The following is a 17150-nucleotide window of genomic DNA, read 5'->3' on the forward strand; positions in this document are numbered from 1 at the left end:
CCCACCACCCCCCCCCGCCCCCCCCCCCGCGGTGGGGGGGGCTGCGGCCCCCGGGGGGGGGGGGGGGGGGGGGGGGCCCCCCCCCCCCCCGCCCCTCCACAGTCCTAGACGCCCTTGGCGAGGCTCTGGCTGGTCTCCACCCACGCCGCCAGCGCCCGCTCGGCGGCGCCGCTGTCCACCGCGGCGGCGGCGCGCTCGTAGCCCGCGCGCACGGACTCCACCAGGGAGTCGCCGACACCGTCCACGGCCGCCAGCGCCGCGCCCGCGTTGAGCAGGACCGCGTCCCGGACCGGCCCCAGCCGGCCCGCCAGCAGGTCGCGCACCGCCTGAGCGTTGAACTCCACGTCGCCGCCGCGCAGCGCGTCGGGTGTGGAACGCTCGATGCCCAGGTCCGCCGGGTCCAACCGCTCCCTCCGGGCCGCGCCGTCACGGACCACCCACACCGTGGACGTGGTGGTCGTGGTCAGCTCGTCCAGGCCGTCGTCCCCGCGGAACACCAGGGCCGAGGAGCCGCGACCGGCGAACACGCCCGCGATCACCTCGCACATGCGCGCGTCGAACACCCCGATGGCGGACGTGGTGGGCCGCGCCGGGTTGGTCAGCGGGCCCAGGAAGTTGAACACCGTGGGCACCGCCAGTTCACGGCGCGGCTTGGCGGCGAAGCGCAGCGAGGGGTGGAACAGCGGGGCGAAGCAGAAGGTGATGCCCGCCTCCTCCGCGACCCGGGCGGTGAGCTCCGGGGGCAGGTCCAGCACCACGCCCAGCCGCTCCAGCACGTCGGCGGTCCCACAGGACGAGGAGGCCGCCCGGTTGCCGTGCTTGACCACGCGCGCGCCCGCCGCCGACGCCACGATCGCGGCCATCGTCGACACGTTCACGGTGTGCGCGCGGTCGCCGCCGGTCCCGACGATGTCCAGGGTCGGTCCGGGCACGCTGATCCGGACGGCGTTGTCGAGCATGCCCCTGGCCAGACCGGTCACCTCGGACACGCTCTCGCCCTTGGCCCGCAGCGCGATGGCGAATCCGGCGATCTGGGCGTCGGTCGCCGAGCCGGCCATGATCTCGTTCATCGCCCACTCGGTGTCGGCGGCGCTGAGCGTCTGACCGTCCAGGAGAGCGGTGATCAGGTGGGACCAGGTCCGTTCGGTGACGGCGGACGCGCGGTCGGCGGGGTTGTCGGGCTTGGTGTTCATCGCTTCTTCGACTCCACGGTGCGTACGGGCATGGGGCGCGACGGGACGGCGGCACGCCGAGGCACCGGCTCCGTCGTCGGTCAGCGCCCGAGGGGACGGGATCGGGCGCGGCCACGCCATCGCCCGGTGTCCGCACCGTGGTTGAGCGCACCGCGCACGACGGAACGCCGACGCATCTCCCTGTCGGCGTTCTGACGGTCGCTCAGTGTCGCGCGGTGGCCCACCGGGTCACCCGCTGAGGGCGGCGGCGCGCTGACGCATCAGCTCCGCCAGGGACTCGGCCAGCGCGACGGGGTCGATCGGGTGGCTGACCACCTGGTCGGCCTGCGACCAGGTCGCGAGCCAGCCGTCGTCGCGGCGGCCCACCAGGAGCAGGACCGGCGGGCAGCGGAAGATCTCGTCCTTGACCTGGCGGCACAGACCCATGCCGCCGACCGGGGCGGCCTCGCCGTCGAGGATGGCCACGTCGATCCGCTCCGAGGGGTCGGTCGCCTCCAGCCCGCGGATCACGACGGGCGCGGTCGCGCACTCGACCAGCTCCACCCGGGGCACGTCGGCGGCCGGGCGGCGCCCGATCGCCATCCGCACCTGTTCGCGGGTCTCGGCCTTGTCGCTGTAGACCAGCACGCGCATCCGGGCGTCCGTGTCCGTACCGCTGACCACCATCGCGCAACCGTCCCATCACGTCGGTCCTCGGCCGCCGTCGAGGGGGCGCGGCCGGGGCGTTCGTTGGCTGTGTCGTGTCCGACTCTATTGCCTCGCGGTCCCGGTGCCCAGAGTCCCCGGGAGGCCGGGGACGGGGCTGAGACCTTCGACACCCCCAGGATGCCAGCACTCCGAGGGGAGCGGCCCACACGTCCCGCGCGCGGCGTTGTGCAACGGTGACCTTTTCGATACCCGCGCGTTGGCGGAGGGCGGTTGCGGCGGATTCCATGCGGGTACGGATCGCCTCAGTCGCCCCGGAACCGCGCCTGTCGGCCGTGTTCGGCGGGTCGCTGCCGCGCGGTCGGCGGCCGAGTCGGTACAGTAACGCCCGAGTCACGGTGAACGCCCCGGTCCGGGGCGCTTGGAGGGTCGATACCCGTACTGATCCGCCCCCTTACGGGGGGTCGAGTACGGGTCTCCGCGAGATGCCGTAATAATGCTCCCGTGGCGACAGCAACCGCGAACCTCAAAACAACACCGACACCAGAGCATGGTGTGGCGAAGCGTCCTGACCTGGTCAGCGTTGGCACCATCGTGTGGCTCGCCAACGAGCTCATGTTCTTCGCAGCGCTGTTCGCGATGTACTTCACCATCCGATCGGTGACGAACGGCAACCCCGAGCTGGGTCCGTGGCCGGACACGCACCTCAACGTGCCGTGGGCGACCGCGATCACCGTGGTGCTCGTGGCTTCGAGCTTCACCGCGCAGGCCGGCGTCTGGGCCGCCGAGCGCGGTGACGTCAAGAAGCTGCGCGCGTGGTTCTTCCTGACGTTCTTCATGGGCCTGTTCTTCGTTCTCGGACAGGCCTACGAGTACTACGTGCTCATCGCGCACGAGGGCCTGACTCTCCAGTCCAGCGCCTACGGGTCGATGTTCTACCTGACCACGGGCTTCCACGGGCTTCACGTCACCGGTGGGCTGTTGGCGTTCCTCATCATGCTGGGACGCACGTACGCCGCGAAGCGCTTCACCCACCAGCAGGCGACCAGCGCGATCGTCGTGTCCTACTACTGGCACTTCGTCGACGTCGTCTGGATCGCTCTGTTCTTCACCATCTACTTCATCCAGTAACCCGAAACGGGGAAACCGTGAAATGGATTACCGCGCGGCGACGGCATCCCCTGGCGGGGTATGTCGTCGTCATCCTCGCGCTAGCCCTGTTCGGGGTGGGGTACGCCGCACTGGCCCCCACCCCCGACCAGGCGCAGGCGCAGACCCTCGCCGCTGACGCGCCGTCCCCCGAGGACGTCGACGTCGCCGAGGGCCGGCAGATCTTCGACCAGACGTGCGCCACGTGCCACAACTACGACGGGTCCGGCATGGTGGCCGAGGACGGCACCGTCCAGGGCCCGGACCTGCGCGAGGTCGGCCCCGCGGCGATCGACTTCCAGGTCAGCACCGGCCGTATGCCGTCGTCGAACCCGGACACGCAGATGCCGCGCAAGCCCATGGCCATGTCCGACGAGGACCTGGCCAACCTGATCGCGTACTACGACGCGGAGATCAGGGACGGCCAGAGCGGCGCGGAGATCCCGTACCACGTCCCGGACCTCGCCCCCCAGCGAGACGACTTCCGGGTCAACCGCGCCGACTTCGACTCCGAGGAGGAGTACGACGAGGCCGTCGAGGAGTCCGAGGCCGAGTACGAGGCCGCGCTCGAGGAGTTCGAGGCCGAGTACGAGGAGTACATCGCCGGCGCCGAGGACACCGAGATGGGCATGAAGCTGTACCTGACCAACTGTGCGCACTGCCACAGCTGGTCCGGTGCCGGCGGCGCCCTCACCGACGGCCGGTGGGCCCCCGAGATCCACGACGCCACCCCGCGCGAGATCTACGAGGCCATGGTCACCGGCCCCGGCGCCATGCCGATGTTCTCCGACACGGTCATCACGTCCGACGAGAAGCAGGAGCTGATCTCGTACGTGAAGACCCTGCAGGACGAGCCGAACGCCGGTGGCGTCTTCGACCTGGCGCGCGTCGGTCAGGTCGCCGAGGGCCTCATCTCCTGGACCATCGGCCTGGCCCTGATCATCGCCTGCGCGATCTGGATCACCGCGAAGCAGCGTGCACATGACTGAGAACAACAACAACGACAACACCGAGGCCGGAGCCGACGGTCCCGAGCGCGTGCTCGGTACCCCGTCCTCCGAGGCCGAGGAGAGCGTGGTCTCCAGCGCCTCCGCCGAGGCCGAGCACGAGGGCCCCTACCCGGCCTCCGAGACCCACGCGCAGCCGGAGGAGGTCCAGCGCCGGGGTGAGAGGATCGCCTCGCTGTGGTTCGTCATCGCCTTCCTGGGCGGTGTCGGCTTCCTGGTCTCCTACTACCTGTTCCCGCCGAACGCGGCGGACGTCCCGGCGATCGCTGACCCGCAGATCGGCCAGTACTCGAACATGCTCCTCGGCGGCACGCTCGCCCTCGCGCTGTTCGGCATCGGCGCCGGGATGACGGTGTGGGCGCGCCAGGTGATGCCCCACTACGAGGTCTCCTCGCCCTACGACGACCTGCCCTCCAGTGACGCGGAGAAGGGCTCCTTCGGCGACTTCTTCATGAAGAGCGCCGACGAGAGCGGCTTCACCAGGCGCCCGCTGATGCGGAGGACGCTCATCGCGGCCATGCTGCCGCTGGGCCTGGCCCCGATCGTGCTGCTGCGCGACACGGGCCCCCTGCCCGGCGACAAGCTCAGGGACACGCCCTGGGCGGAGGGCGTGCGCATGGTGGTCGAGGGCACCGACCGGTTCATCCGCGCCGAGGACCTGGAGGCCGAGCCCAACGGCATGATCAGCGCGCTGCCCTACGTCGCGCACGAGGGCGGTCACGGTGAGGGCGGCCACGGCGAGGGCGAGGGAGAGGGTGAGTCCGAGCGGTACGCGGAGAACTACCACCTCAGCCTGAACGACAAGGCCAAGTCCGTCATCCTCCTGATCAAGATCCCGGAGGGCGACTACAAGTCGGGCATGACCGAGACGGTCGAGGGGCAGGACGAGCCGCGGATCAACTGGACGCACAACGGCATCGTCGCCTACTCCAAGATCTGCACCCACGTGGGTTGCCCGGCGGCGCTGTACGAGCGCACGACGCACCGCATCCTGTGCCCGTGCCACCAGTCGACCTTCGACGCGGCCAACGCCGCCGAGGTCGTGTTCGGTCCGGCGCACCGTCCCCTGCCGCAATTGCCGATCGGCGTCGACGACGAGGGCTACCTGGTCGCGACGGGCGACTTCACCGAGCCGCCCGGGCCGACGTTCTGGGACTACGCGAAGGACTAGTCGATGAGTAAGACCACGCAAGCACCCAAGGCGCTGCGCGGCGTCGGCAACTTCATCGACGACCGCTTCCACCTCGCCAAGACCGGTGAGAAGAACCTCCGCAAGGTCTTCCCGAACCACTGGTCGTTCATGCTGGGCGAGATCGCGCTGTACTCGTTCATCATCCTGCTCGTCACGGGTGTCTTCCTGACCCTGTGGTTCAAGCCGAGCATGGCGGAGATCGTCTACGACGGCTCCTACGAACGCCTCCAGGGCGTCGAGATGAGTGAGGCCTACGCCTCGACCCTGTTCATCGACTTCGACGTCCGCGGCGGGTTCCTCGTCCGGCAGATCCACCACTGGGCCGCGCTGATCTTCGTGGCCTCGCTGGTGGTGCACATGCTCCGTGTGTTCTTCACCGGTGCGTTCCGCAAGCCGCGCGAGATCAACTGGCTGATCGGCGTCGGAATCTTCACGATCGCCATCGTCGAGGGCCTCTTCGGCTACTCGCTGCCGGACGACCTGCCCTCCGGCATGGGCGTGCGCATCCTCCAGGGTGTGATCATGGCCCTGCCGCTGGTCGGCAGCTACATCTCGATGTTCCTGTTCGGCGGGGAGTTCCCCGGCGATCTGATCATCCCGCGCCTGTACATGCTGCACATCCTGCTGCTGCCGGCTCTGCTGCTCGCGCTGATCGCGGCGCACTTCATGATCCTGTGGCACCAGAAGCACACGCAGTACCCGGGCACGGGCAAGACGAACAAGACCGTGGTGGGAACGCCCATGTTCCCCGGCTTCGCGGTCAAGGCGGGCGGGTTCTTCTTCTTCACGTTCGCCGTGGCCGCCGGCCTCGCCGCGTTCGTGCAGGTCAACCCGATCCACCTGTTCGGGCCGTTCACGCCGACCTCCATCACCTCCGGTCTCCAGCCGGACTGGTACATGGGCTTCCTGGAGGGGGCGCTGCGGATCTTCCCGAACACGTTCGACTTCCAGATCTTCGGCTACGCGGTTCCCACCGCGGTCCTCGTCCCGGGCCTGGGCCTCATGGGTCTGCTCTTCGGCGGCCTGGCCGCCTGGCCGTTCCTGGAGGCGTGGATCACCGGCGACCGGCGTCCGCACAACGTGGCCGACCGGCCGCGCAACGCCCCGGTCCGCACCGGTCTGGGCGTCGCGGGCGTCACCGCCTACGGCGTCCTCTGGCTCGCCGGGTCGAACGACATCCTGTCGGAGACGTTCTCGATCGAGCTGTACGTCACCACGTACATCTTCCGTGCGGCGATCATCGTCGGCCCGGTCATCGCGTTCATCGTCACCAAGCGGATCTGCCTGGGTCTGCAGCGGCGTGACCGCGAGACCCTGGAGCACGGGTACGAGAGCGGCGTCATCCAGCAGCTGCCCAGCGGTGAGTTCATCGAGGTCCACAAGGAGAGCTCCCAGGACACGGTGGACGCGCTGCTGAGCAAGCCGACGATCTCCTCGACCGCCCTGGGCGAGGAGACCGACGACAAGGGCGTCGAGAGCCCCGGCAAGCGCAAGGCCATGGGCAGGCTCCGCCGAGCCCTGGCGCACTGGTACACGAAGGACTACGTGTCCTTCGAGGGTGTGGAGCCGCACAGCGGTCACCACCTGCACCACTCCGCCGAGGCGGAGAAGGAGTCCGCGGCCCACTAGGGGCGCGCACCGCACACCACGGGCCCGGCCGGATCCACGGCCGGGCCCGTCGTGTGTCCGGGGCCATGCCGTGTGCCGGGGCCGCGGACGACGAGAGAGGGAGCCGGCCGCCCCCGGGGGACGGCCGACTCCCTCTCTCAGCGCAGGAGGATCACACGTTGTAGATCTCGTCGATCTCCCGGCTCCAGCTCTTGCTCACCACGTGGCGCTTGACCTTCATGGAGGCCGTCAGCTGACCGCTCTCCTCGGTGAAGTCGCTGGGCAGGATGCGGAACTTCTTGATCGCCTCGGCCTTGGAGACGGCCTGGTTGGCGTGGTCCACGGCCTCCTGGACGGCGGCGTTGAGGTCCGGGTCCTCGGTGAGGTCGGCGATCTCGCCGGTCTTGCCCTTGGCGGACTTCCACTGCTCGAACGACTCGGGGTCGATCGTGACCAGGGCGGCGATGAACTTGCGGTTGTCGCCGACGACCATGCACTGGCTGACGAGGGCGTGGGCCCGGATACGGTCCTCCAGGACGGCCGGGGCGACGTTCTTGCCGCCCGCCGTCACGATGATCTCCTTCTTGCGCCCGGTGACGCTGAGGAAGCCGTCGTCGTCGAGGGTGCCGAGGTCACCGGTGCGGTAGAAGCCGTCCTCGGTGAACGCCTCCCGGGTGGCCTTCTCGTTGTCCCAGTAGCCGACCATGATGTGGTCGCCCTTGGCGAGGATCTCGCCGTCCTCGCCGATCCGCGCGGTGGTGCCGGGCAGGGGCTGGCCGACCGTGCCGATCTTGTTGAAGCCGGGGCTGTTGACCGTGGTGGGCGCGGTGGTCTCGGTGAGGCCGTAGCCCTCGATGATGGTCAGGCCCGCGCCGCGGAAGAAGTGCCCGAGACGTTCGCCGAGGGCGGACCCGCCGGAGACGGCGTACCGGCACTGGCCGCCGAGCCGGTCCATGAGCTTGCCGTAGACGAGCTTCTTGAACACGGCGTGCTTGAGCTTGAGGCCGAACGGCACCTGGCCGGTGGCCAGGGCCTTGCTGTAGTCGATCGCGGTGTCGGCGGCCGCGCCGAAGATCTTGCCCTTGCCCTCGGCGGTGGCCTTCTGCTCGGCCTTGGTGAAGACCTTCTCGAAGACGCGGGGGACGGCGAGGATGAAGGTGGGCTTGAAGACGCCGAACTGGTCGACCAGCTCGGGGCCCGTCGACGGGAAGTGCCCCAGGACCGCCTTGCCCTCGATGACCATGACCTGCACGAACCGTGCGAACACGTGCGCGAGGGGGAGGAAGAGCAGGGTGGAGGGGTGCGGCGTCTCCGTGAGGATCTGCTTGGCCGGCCCCGCCAGCGCCGAGTGGGCGATGAACAGGAAGTTGCGGTGGGTCAGCTGACAGCCCTTGGGGCGGCCGGTGGTCCCCGAGGTGTAGATGAGGGTGGCGATGTCGTCGACCTTGACCGCGGTGCGGCGCTCGTCGAGCGTGGCGTCGTCGACGTCGGAGCCGGTGGAGCGCAGGGCGGCGAGGTCGTCGCCGTCGAACCTCCACACGTGGGCGAGGTCGGGGGAGGCCGAGCGGACCGACTCCAGGCGTTCGGCGTGGGCGTCGGTCTCCACGAAGGCGGCCTTGGCGCCGGAGTCGGTGAGGATCCACTCGATCTGCTCGGCGGAGGAGGTCTCGTAGATCGGTACGGTGACGCCGCCGACGGACCAGATCGCGTAGTCGACGACCGTCCACTCGTAGCGGGTCCGGGACATGAGGGCGACCCGGTCACCGTGCTCGACACCCGCGTTGATCAGCGCCTTGGCGTACGCGGTGATGTCGCCGTGCAGTTCGGCGACGGTGACGTCGCGCCACTGTCCGGACTCCAGTCGGCGGGCGGCGACGGCGTTGGGCTCGCTGGCCGCGCGCGCGTAGAGCGTGTCGGTCAGCCGCGCGTCGTCGGAGATCTCAGCTTTCGCGGGAGAGCTGTATTCGCGCACGTTGTGGCTCCTGGGCGTGTACGGGGTTCTCTTGTGTGGGGACGTGACGACCGTAACAACACCATGCTACTCGTGAGTAGGACAGGTTGCGGTTCGGTATCCAACGGTGACCGAACCTGGTGTCTGACGTGGGTGGACGCGTGGGGGCGGACGGCTCGTCCCGGCGGCTCCGCGCACGCACGCGACACTATCGCGCGCGTGGGGTTTGTGCACCTGGGGTGAACAACGCGTTGATTGTCGCTTTCCGTGGTGTTCCGGTGGTGTCGGCGCGGGCGTCTGGTGTCCGCTCCCTCGGGGTCTCCCTGGTTCCCCCCTGGTTCGGCCCTGAGGGCCCTGTGGGGCGCTCTGGCGGCCGGTTAACGTAAGGCCAACGGACGCGGCGCCAAGGAGGTCTGACATGACGGAGAACAACGGTCGGGGCGAGGGGACGTCCGGTGGGAGCGGGTCGTCGCCCGACCTCGTCGAGGACGCGCTGCGGCTGGTCGACGGCCTCCAGCGCAAGCTGCTGGCCGCCGGGGTCAGACGCGGGGTCAGCGCGGTCACGACGCCGCCGTCCAAGGGGGACGTGTGGGAGGAGGCGATCCGCCTGGAGACGGAGCCGGAGCGCCCGCCGCTGAGCGAGGTCCTCGACATCGTCCGCGCCAGCGCGCCGCAGATCGCCGGGCACCTCGGGCGGGCGGGTCTGGTGATGGCCGACGCGCTCGGCCGCACGTGGGGCGTGGTCGAGCGCTCCCTGGAGCAGACCCGGAACGACGCGCCGGGGGCGCGGAGTGGCGGGGCGGACGCGGGCGGTACGGACAAGCAGGTCACGAGGGGCGGATCAGTCTAGATCCACGGGTTTCGCCGAAGGGGTGTTCGCGAGGGTGGGGGCCTGGTTTAATCGAATGGTTTCCCACATTTGCAAGTTCTCTGTCGCGAACCTTGATACTTATGTCAGAGTTCGGGCGTAAGTACGGAGGAGTCTCCCCCATGCTGACCATCGGCGTAGACATCGGTGGCACCAAGGTCGCCGCGGGGGTCGTCGACCCCGACGGGAAGATCCTGGACAAGGTCAGGTACCCCACCCCGGCCAACGCTTCCGAGGAACTCGCCGACGTCGTCGCCCGGGCCGTCCGCGAACTGCGCGACCGGCGCACCGAGGGAGACTGCGTCGCCGTCGGCGTGGGCATGGCCGGGTTCGTCGACGAGGACCGGGCCACCGTCCAGGTCGCCGTCAACCTCGGTCTGCACGACCACCCGCTCCGGGACCTCGTCCAGGAGCGCGTCGGCCTGCCCGTCGTGGTGGAGAACGACGCCAACGCCGCCGCGTGGGCCGAGGCCCGGTTCGGCGCGGGCCGCGGGAGCGACCACATCGTCTGCGTCACCCTGGGCACGGGGATCGGCGGCGGGCTGGTGCTGGACGGCAAGCTGTACCGGGGGCGCTTCGGCGTGGCCTCGGAGGTCGGCCACTACCGGATGGTGCCCTTCGGCCGCCGGTGCCCGTGCGGCAACCACGGGTGCTGGGAGCAGTACGCCAGCGGCCGCGCCCTGGTCGCCGAGGCGCAGGACCTGGCCCGTACCCACCCCCGGGCGGCGGAGCGGATGCTCAAGCTCGCCGAGGGGGACGTGGAGCGCGTCCAGGGGCCGATCGTCACCCAGGCGGCCCTGGAGGGCGACGCGGCCGCCCTGGGGTGCTTCGCCTCCGTGGGCGAGTGGGCGGGGATGGGCCTGGCCGACCTCGCGGCCATCCTCGACCCGGAGTGCTTCGTCATCGGCGGCGGGGTGTCCGACGCGGGGAGGATCCTCCTCGACCCGGTCCGGGCCTCCTACGCCCGCCACGTCTCCGGGCGACCCTACCGCCGCCTGGCGCAGGTGCGCCTGGCCGAGCTCGGCGGCGAGGCGGGCATCGTCGGCGCGGGGGACCTGGCCCGGCACTGAGCCGCCACGAAACTGGGCCGCCACGAAGCGCAGGCCCCAAGCAAGCAGGGCGCGGCCCGGTGGGAACACCGGAGCCGCGCCCTCGTCGCGTGTGGGGTGGGGCGGACTCAGTCCTTCGCGTCCTGCTCCTCGCCGCCCCGCCCGGCGGCCTTGCGCTCGGCGCGCTCGGCCCGCTTCTCCTCGCGGCGTGTGCGCCGCTCCTCCTTGCGCTTGGCGCGCTCGGTGCGCCTGCGGTCCTTGTCGGAGGCGTGCTGCTCGCGGCGGGCCTCCTTGGCCTCGGCCTCCAGCTCCGCCTTGACCGACTGCGCGTACCGGTCCACGTACTCCTGGCCGGACAGCGACATCAGCGCGTACATGATCTCGTCGGTGACGGCGCGCAGGACGCGGGGGTCGCGCTCCATCCCGTGGTAGCGGGAGAAGTCCAGCGGCTCGCCGAACACCACCTTGGGGCGTACGCCCAGCTTCGGGATGGTGCGGCCGGGCGGCATGATCTTCTCCAGGTTGATCATCGCCATCGGCACCACCGGGACCCTGGCCTCCAACGCCAGGCGCGCCACACCCGTGCGGCCGCGGTAGAGACGGCCGTCGGGGGAGCGGGTGCCCTCGGGGTAGATGCCCAGCAGGTCGCCGCGCTTGAGGACGCGCAGGCCCGTGCGCAGCGCCGCCTCGCTCGCCTTGCCGCCGGAGCGGTCGATGGGGATCTGTCCCACACCGGTGAAGAACGCCCGGCTGACCAGACCCTTGACGCCCGTCCCGGTGAAGTACTCGGCCTTGGCCAGGAAGGTGATCTTGCGCGGCAGCGGCAGTGGGCCGAAGAAATGGTCGGAGAAGGACAGGTGGTTGCTCACCATGATCGCCGCGCCCCGCCGCGGCACGTTCTCCACGCCCTCGGCACGCGGCTGCCACAGAACGGCCAGGACCGGCCCCAGGATCGCCTTGACCACCCAGTAGAACATCGTTGAGATCACCCCTGCACACGCGGGGAGCTCTGGGCAGGGTCTGCCTCGGTTCACTGTCCCGCTCGGCCAACAAGGTCGCGAACGCCTCCGCCCGCCGGGTGCGGAGGAGCCGTTACCTGACGTGCGCCATCTTCCCATCGCACGGGGGCAACTGCCAAAGCGTCCCCAATCGGACGGCCACGCCCGACCCGTAAGAGGATACCCACCGACCCGAGCATCATGACGTTCCCCTCCGGGGACACGGCGCGGCGCGGGGGAACCCTCGATGGCGAACGGATCGTCGAACGACTAACCTCACGCCTGAAGCCGGGGGCCTGCCGTCACCCGCGCCCGTACGCACGAGCCCCTGGAGCCGCCGCATGAGACCGACCGCCGTCACCCCCCTGCTGCCGGGAGCGGAACCCTACAGCCACCGGGGGTCCGAGGTCGGTGTCCTCCTCTGTCACGGCTTCACCGGCTCCCCCTACTCCATGCGCCCCTGGGCCGAGCGTCTGGCCGCCGCCGGGTACAGCGTCGAGGTGCCCCTCCTGCCGGGGCACGGCACCCGCTGGCAGGACATGAACCTCACCACCAGCGACGACTGGTACGCCGCGGTCGAGCGGGCCCTGCTCGACCTGGCCTCCCGGTGCGAGGAGGTGTTCGTCATGGGCCTGTCGATGGGCGGCGCCCTCACCCTCCGTCTGGCCCAGGAACACCCGCACTTGGTGCGCGGCGCGGTGGTGGTCAACCCGTCCCTGGTCGTGGAGGACGTCCGGCTCCCGCTCGTCGCCCCGTTCCGCGGCCTGGCCGCGCGGATCATGCCCTCCACGCCCGGGTTGACGAGCGACGTCGCCAAGCCCGGCGAGCGGGAGGGCGGTTACACGCGCACGCCCACGGCCGCGGCCGCGACACTCCCGAAGCTGTGGCGCGCGGTTCAGGAGGGCATGTCCGGTTTGCGAGCGCCGATCCTGGCCTACCGCAGCCCGCAGGACCACGTCGTCGGTCCGCGCAGTCTGCGTATGCTCGCAAGGAGGGCGGTCAACACGTCGTTGACGATCCACCTGCTCCACGACAGCTACCACGTGGCGACGCTCGACCACGACGCCGACGTGATCTTCGACGGGAGCCTCGCCTTCGTGCGGGAGCAGAGGAGAAGCGGGGAAGGAGCGGTCCGATGACACGACGTCGGGGCAACGGCCTGCTCGCCGATGCCTACGTCCCCCTGGCCCTCCTCGCGCCGTCCCACGCCGATCGCATGCTGGAGGCCCTGCGCCGCAGCGGGATCGCCGCCTACGCGGTCCCCCTGGACGAGGACGTCCTCGAACCGGGCGGCGGGGGAGAGGCCGACGACCCGCCCACCGACCACCTGTACGTCGACGCCGAGGAGCGCACGGCGGCCGAGCACGTCCTGGGGGTGGAGCTCCCCGACCTCGGCGGCCGGACGGGCGCCGTCCCCGCCCCCGAGGACCGCGACCCCCAGCGCGGCGGCGACCTGCTGGAGGGGCCTCCGGTCCACGCCGACCCCGACGCGCCCCCGGTGGACCCCCCTGACGAGGACGACGTCTGGAACGACCTGGTCGCGCGCTTCTACGACGGCGACGCGGACGGCGCCACGACCCGCCGCCGGGCCGCCTGGCCCGACGCCGAGAACCTGAGCGTCCCCGACGAGCGTGACGAACCTCCCCTGGGCGACCTGCTCGCGGGCGGTCCGACCTTCGACCACGACGACGCCCTGGCCCGCGAGGCCGCCGAGGAGGAGGCGCGCCGCCGGGCCGAGGCCGAACGCGAGGGCCACTACGAACCCCCGCCCCCGCCGCCGCTGCTCCAGGGCGACCGGCTCGGCATCGCGGCGTGGTTCGGTCTCCTGGGCGGGCCGGTCGTCCTCTTCGGCGCCGCCTTCGCCGGGATCAGGCTCCCCAACTGGCTGATGTTCATGGCGATCGCCGCCTTCCTGGTCAGCTTCGTGGTGCTGATCCTGCGCATGACCGACAGCAGGTCCGGGGGCGACGGCCCCGACGACGGGGCGGTGGTCTGAGCCCTGGGTTTCGACGTCCCCCTCTGGCGCGCGATCGCCGTCTTCCGCGCCGCCTCCCTCGCCTACGCGGCGGCCCTGGCCGTCCTGCACCACGACGCCCTGAGCCGTCCCTGGCTGGCCTGGTCCGTGCTCGCGCTCATGGCGGCCTGGACGGTGGTCACCACACGCGCCTACGCCCGTCCGCCGCTGCGCACGTGGCGCCTGCTCACCGCCGACCTCGCCGTGTCCTTCGCCTGCCTGTTCGCCACGGCCCCCGCCGCCACCGCCCACTACCTCACCCAGGCCCCGCCGCTGAGCGGTTACTGGTTCGCCGGGGCCGCGCTCTCGGCCAGCGTCATCTGGGGCCGGCGCGGGTCGGCCGCCGTCGCCCTCCTGTACGGGTTCGCCGACATCACCCTGCGCGTGGTCATGGACGCCGCCCTGACCGGCGCGACCGCGCGCGGCGTGGTCCTCCTCCTGCTCACCGGCCTGGCCGTCGGGTACATGGCGAGGGTGGCCGAACGCGCGGAGGAGCGGTTCGCACGCGCGGTCGCCCTGGAGGCGCGCATCCGTGAACGCGAGCAGCTGGCCCGCTCCGTCCACGACTCGGTGCTCCAGGTGCTGGCCCTGGTCAGCAGGCGCGGCGCGGAGGTCGGCGGAGAGGCCGCCGAACTCGGCCGCATGGCGGGGGAGCAGGAGGTGCGGCTGCGCTCCCTGTTCACCGACGGCCTCGTGGACGGCGAGGACACCCGTGGCGCCGAGACCGCCCCCGGGCCCGGAGCGTTCGACACGCCCGGCGCCGCGGACACCGGCGACGCCGGCACGGTCGACCTGCGCGACCTGGTCCGACGGCACGAGTCGGTGCACGTGACCGTCGCCGCGCCCGCCACCCCGGTCACGCTCCCCGCCCACGCGGCGCGCGAACTCGCCGCCGCCGTCGCGGCCGCCCTGGACAACGTGGCGCGGCACTGTCCGCCGGGCACGCCCGCCTGGGTCCTGGTGGAGGACGAGGACGACGCCGTGACCGTCTCCGTCCGGGACGAGGGGCCCGGCTTCCCGCCGGGGAGACTCGACGAGGCCCGCCGGGACGGGCGTCTCGGCGTGGCGCAGTCGGTCCTGGGCCGACTGCGCGACCTGGGCGGCACCGCGGAGGTCGTGAGCGGGCCCGAGGAGGGCACGGAGGTCGAACTCCGGCTCCACCGCGAGCGCGCCCGGGACGGCGCCTGACCGGGCGCCACGCTCACGGGGGCGGGCCGTGCCCGGGTTCCTCCTGGTAGGAGAAGCGCTGTTCGCGCCAGGGGTCGGCGCGGTTGTGGTAGCCGCGCTCCTCCCAGAAGCCGCGCCGGTCCGCGGTCATGTACTCCACGGCGCGCAGCCACTTCACGCTCTTCCAGCCGTACAGCCTCGGCACCACCAGGCGCAGCGGGAACCCGTGCTCCGGGGCCAGCGGCTCACCGCCCCGGTGCGTGGCCAGCACGACGTCCTCGTCCAGGAAGGTCTCCAGCGGCAGGTTCGCGCTGTACCCGTACTCGCCCCACGCCATCACGTGGGTCACCTCGGGGCCGGGCGGGGCGACCCTGACCAGGTCCACCGCGCGCACGCCGCGCCAGCGCACGTCCGGGACGCTGAACCGCATCACGCAGTGGAAGTCGCTCACCGAGTCCGTCGTCGGCAGCCGCCCGAACTCCTCCCACGTCCAACGGTGGCTGCCGAGCGTCTCGGTGACCCCCATCACCCGGAAGTCCCACCGGTGCTCGCGGAAGGTCGGCACGGGCCCGTAGTGCAGGGCCCGGTGCTCGCTCCGCAGGGCCTGGCCCGGCGGCAACCGCACCGCCCGTGTGTCCTCCCGGTCACCGTCCCCCGTTCCGTCGGACACTCCGTCCTCCGATCCTCTGGCTCCGGCCTGTCGACCCCGGTCTCGACTCCGCCGCTGGTGGGCGGGTTCTCCCGTCCTGTGGGGAAAGGTCGGCATCTGGCCATCCTGCCAGGCGGCACGAGAGCTACGTCACTCGCCCCGGGTGCTCGGCTCGCCGCCGATCGTGCGCTATAGTCGCACCCATGCAGCGGAACTTCTGGCGCTTTTATGGCTACCGGCCCGATCCTCGGACGGTCGCCTGTCAAGCGCTGCGCTGACAGAAGACCTCACAAGGAGCCCCGGGCCGGTCGGCCCGGGGCTCCTTCGCGTTCCGGCCCGGCCACCCGGTGAACGCGGTCCCGCGCGGCTCAGCCACCAACACCGACAAGCAGGGGAAACGCACATGGTCATCGTGATGGCACCGGACGCCACTTCCGAGAACATCGACGATCTGGTCGACCTCGTCGCCTCCGCCGGGGGCGAGGCCTACGTGACGCGCGGCGTGAGCCGCACGATCATCGGCCTCGTCGGGGACGTCGAACGGTTCCAGGACCTGGGCCTGGCCGCCAAGCCCGGCGTGAGCGACGTACTACGGATCTCCGCCCCGTACAAGCTGGTCAGCCGCGAGAACCACGACAGCCGGTCCGTGGTCAGCGTGCGCGGCGTGCCGATCGGCGGCGACCACGTGACGGTCATCGCCGGCCCGTGCGCCGTCGAGACGCCCGAGCAGACCCTGGCCGCGGCGCGCATGGCGATGACCGCGGGCGCCTCGCTGCTGAGGGGCGGCGCCTACAAGCCGCGCACCTCGCCGTACGCCTTCCAGGGTCTGGGCGAGGCGGGGCTGCGGATCCTCGCCGACGTGCGCGAGGAGACCGGGCTGCCGATCGTGACCGAGGTCGTCGACGCGGCCGACGTCGAGCTCGTCGCCTCCTACGCCGACATGCTCCAGGTCGGCACGCGCAACATGCAGAACTTCGCCCTGCTCCAGGCGGTGGGTGACGCGGGCAAGCCGGTCCTGCTCAAGCGCGGCATGAGCGCCACCATCGAGGAGTGGCTGATGGCCGCCGAGTACATCGCCCAGCGCGGCAACCTCGACATCGTCCTGTGCGAGCGCGGCATCCGCACCTTCGAGAAGGCGACCCGCAACACCTTGGACATCAGCGCGGTGCCGGTCGCGCAGAACCTGTCCCACCTGCCGGTGATCGTGGACCCGTCGCACTCGGGCGGCAAGCGCGAGCTGGTGCTGCCGCTGTCCCGCGCCGCCATCGCGATCGGCGCCGACGGCGTCATCGTGGACGTGCACCCGAGCCCGGAGAACGCGCTGTGCGACGGCCCCCAGGCGCTCCTGGAGGAGGACCTGGCCGAGCTGCGCGACCTCGCGGGCACGCTGGCCACGCTCGGCGGCCGCGAGCTGACCCCGGCCCCGGGCCGCCAGCTCGCCGCCTTCTGAGCCCTGGGGGTTTGTTCGGGCGCCGCCAGGGTGCTGCACGACGAGCTGAGCCGCTAGCGAGGAACGAGCGTCAGGCGAAGGTGAGGAGGAAGCATCCCTGGCCTTGGGGCGCCCGAACACGGGCCGAAGCGAAGCGGAGGCCCAAAGAGACACGGCGCCGCCCCCGCCGGACCCCCGGGAGCACCGGGCCGCGCCCGGGCGCGCACGGCC

The 17150-nt window shown here is 71.3% G+C and carries 15 protein-coding genes; 10 read left to right on the top strand and 5 right to left on the bottom strand.

What is annotated here, in order from left to right; translation table 11 throughout:
• Positions 1-104 precede the first annotated feature (104 nt).
• Positions 105-1193: an anthranilate phosphoribosyltransferase gene (gene trpD, locus AB0I72_RS27730; RefSeq protein ID WP_358573875.1), complete on the bottom strand. Its 1089-nt coding sequence runs from the start codon at positions 1191-1193 to the stop codon at positions 105-107.
• A gap of 228 nt (positions 1194-1421) precedes the next feature.
• On the bottom strand, positions 1422-1859 hold the full coding sequence (locus AB0I72_RS27735; RefSeq protein WP_358573878.1) for a hypothetical protein: 438 nt from the start codon (positions 1857-1859) through the stop codon (positions 1422-1424).
• A 534-nt stretch (positions 1860-2393) separates the two neighbouring features.
• Between AB0I72_RS27735 and AB0I72_RS27740 the strand changes: the two genes are divergently transcribed.
• From AB0I72_RS27740 to AB0I72_RS27755, 4 genes are all read left to right on the top strand, one after another.
• Complete coding sequence (locus AB0I72_RS27740) at positions 2394-2969, top strand: heme-copper oxidase subunit III (RefSeq protein ID WP_358573880.1); 576 nt, start codon at positions 2394-2396, stop codon at positions 2967-2969.
• Between the two features lie 95 nt (positions 2970-3064).
• The gene (locus AB0I72_RS27745; RefSeq protein WP_358573908.1) at positions 3065-3976 is read left to right on the top strand and encodes a cytochrome c; all 912 of its coding nucleotides are present in this window, start codon (positions 3065-3067) and stop codon (positions 3974-3976) included.
• Positions 3969-5165, top strand: a complete 1197-nt coding sequence (locus AB0I72_RS27750) for a Rieske 2Fe-2S domain-containing protein (RefSeq protein WP_358573883.1) — start codon at positions 3969-3971, stop codon at positions 5163-5165. Before AB0I72_RS27745 ends, AB0I72_RS27750 begins: the two co-directional genes overlap by 8 nt.
• Positions 5166-5168: 3 nt before the next feature.
• The gene (locus AB0I72_RS27755) at positions 5169-6815 is read left to right on the top strand and encodes a cytochrome bc complex cytochrome b subunit (protein ID WP_358573885.1); all 1647 of its coding nucleotides are present in this window, start codon (positions 5169-5171) and stop codon (positions 6813-6815) included.
• Positions 6816-6966: 151 nt separating this feature from the next.
• Here the strand turns inward: AB0I72_RS27755 and AB0I72_RS27760 are convergent, their stop codons facing one another.
• Positions 6967-8766 (bottom strand): long-chain fatty acid--CoA ligase, encoded by a 1800-nt coding sequence (locus tag AB0I72_RS27760; RefSeq protein ID WP_358573887.1) that lies wholly within the window; start codon positions 8764-8766, stop codon positions 6967-6969.
• Between the two features lie 397 nt (positions 8767-9163).
• Here AB0I72_RS27760 and AB0I72_RS27765 point away from each other — a divergent pair, with 397 nt between their 5' ends.
• A complete protein-coding gene (locus tag AB0I72_RS27765) occupies positions 9164-9595 on the top strand; it encodes a hypothetical protein (RefSeq protein ID WP_358573889.1) in 432 nt (143 codons plus the stop codon).
• A 140-nt stretch (positions 9596-9735) separates the two neighbouring features.
• Positions 9736-10683 carry an ROK family glucokinase gene (locus AB0I72_RS27770; protein WP_358573891.1) on the top strand — a complete coding sequence of 316 codons (948 nt, stop codon included), beginning with the start codon at positions 9736-9738 and terminating at the stop codon, positions 10681-10683.
• A gap of 107 nt (positions 10684-10790) precedes the next feature.
• Here AB0I72_RS27770 and AB0I72_RS27775 read toward each other — a convergent pair whose 3' ends face one another.
• Positions 10791-11639, bottom strand: a complete 849-nt coding sequence (locus tag AB0I72_RS27775; protein WP_358573893.1) for a lysophospholipid acyltransferase family protein — start codon at positions 11637-11639, stop codon at positions 10791-10793.
• Positions 11640-12001: 362 nt separating this feature from the next.
• Between AB0I72_RS27775 and AB0I72_RS27780 the strand changes: the two genes are divergently transcribed.
• Genes AB0I72_RS27780 through AB0I72_RS27790 form a run of 3 tightly spaced genes read left to right on the top strand, consistent with a single transcriptional unit; the run spans position 12002 to position 14862 of the window.
• Positions 12002-12799, top strand: coding sequence for an alpha/beta fold hydrolase (locus tag AB0I72_RS27780; RefSeq protein ID WP_358573896.1), 798 nt, complete (start codon positions 12002-12004; stop codon positions 12797-12799).
• Complete coding sequence (locus AB0I72_RS27785; protein WP_358573899.1) at positions 12796-13656, top strand: hypothetical protein; 861 nt, start codon at positions 12796-12798, stop codon at positions 13654-13656. The genes AB0I72_RS27780 and AB0I72_RS27785 overlap by 4 nt, the downstream gene beginning before the upstream one ends.
• A 3-nt stretch (positions 13657-13659) precedes the next feature.
• Positions 13660-14862 (top strand): DUF5931 domain-containing protein, encoded by a 1203-nt coding sequence (locus AB0I72_RS27790; protein WP_358573911.1) that lies wholly within the window; start codon positions 13660-13662, stop codon positions 14860-14862.
• Between the two features lie 13 nt (positions 14863-14875).
• Here AB0I72_RS27790 and AB0I72_RS27795 read toward each other — a convergent pair whose 3' ends face one another.
• Positions 14876-15511, bottom strand: coding sequence for a molybdopterin-dependent oxidoreductase (locus AB0I72_RS27795; RefSeq protein ID WP_358573902.1), 636 nt, complete (start codon positions 15509-15511; stop codon positions 14876-14878).
• 382 nt (positions 15512-15893) lie between these two features.
• On the opposite strand from AB0I72_RS27795, the gene aroF reads away from it, so the two are divergent.
• Positions 15894-16940 (top strand): 3-deoxy-7-phosphoheptulonate synthase, encoded by a 1047-nt coding sequence (aroF, locus tag AB0I72_RS27800; protein ID WP_358573905.1) that lies wholly within the window; start codon positions 15894-15896, stop codon positions 16938-16940.
• Positions 16941-17150: the final 210 nt, after the last annotated feature.

The organism is Nocardiopsis sp. NPDC049922 (assembly GCF_040660275.1).
Lineage (GTDB): Bacteria > Actinomycetota > Actinomycetes > Streptosporangiales > Streptosporangiaceae > Nocardiopsis.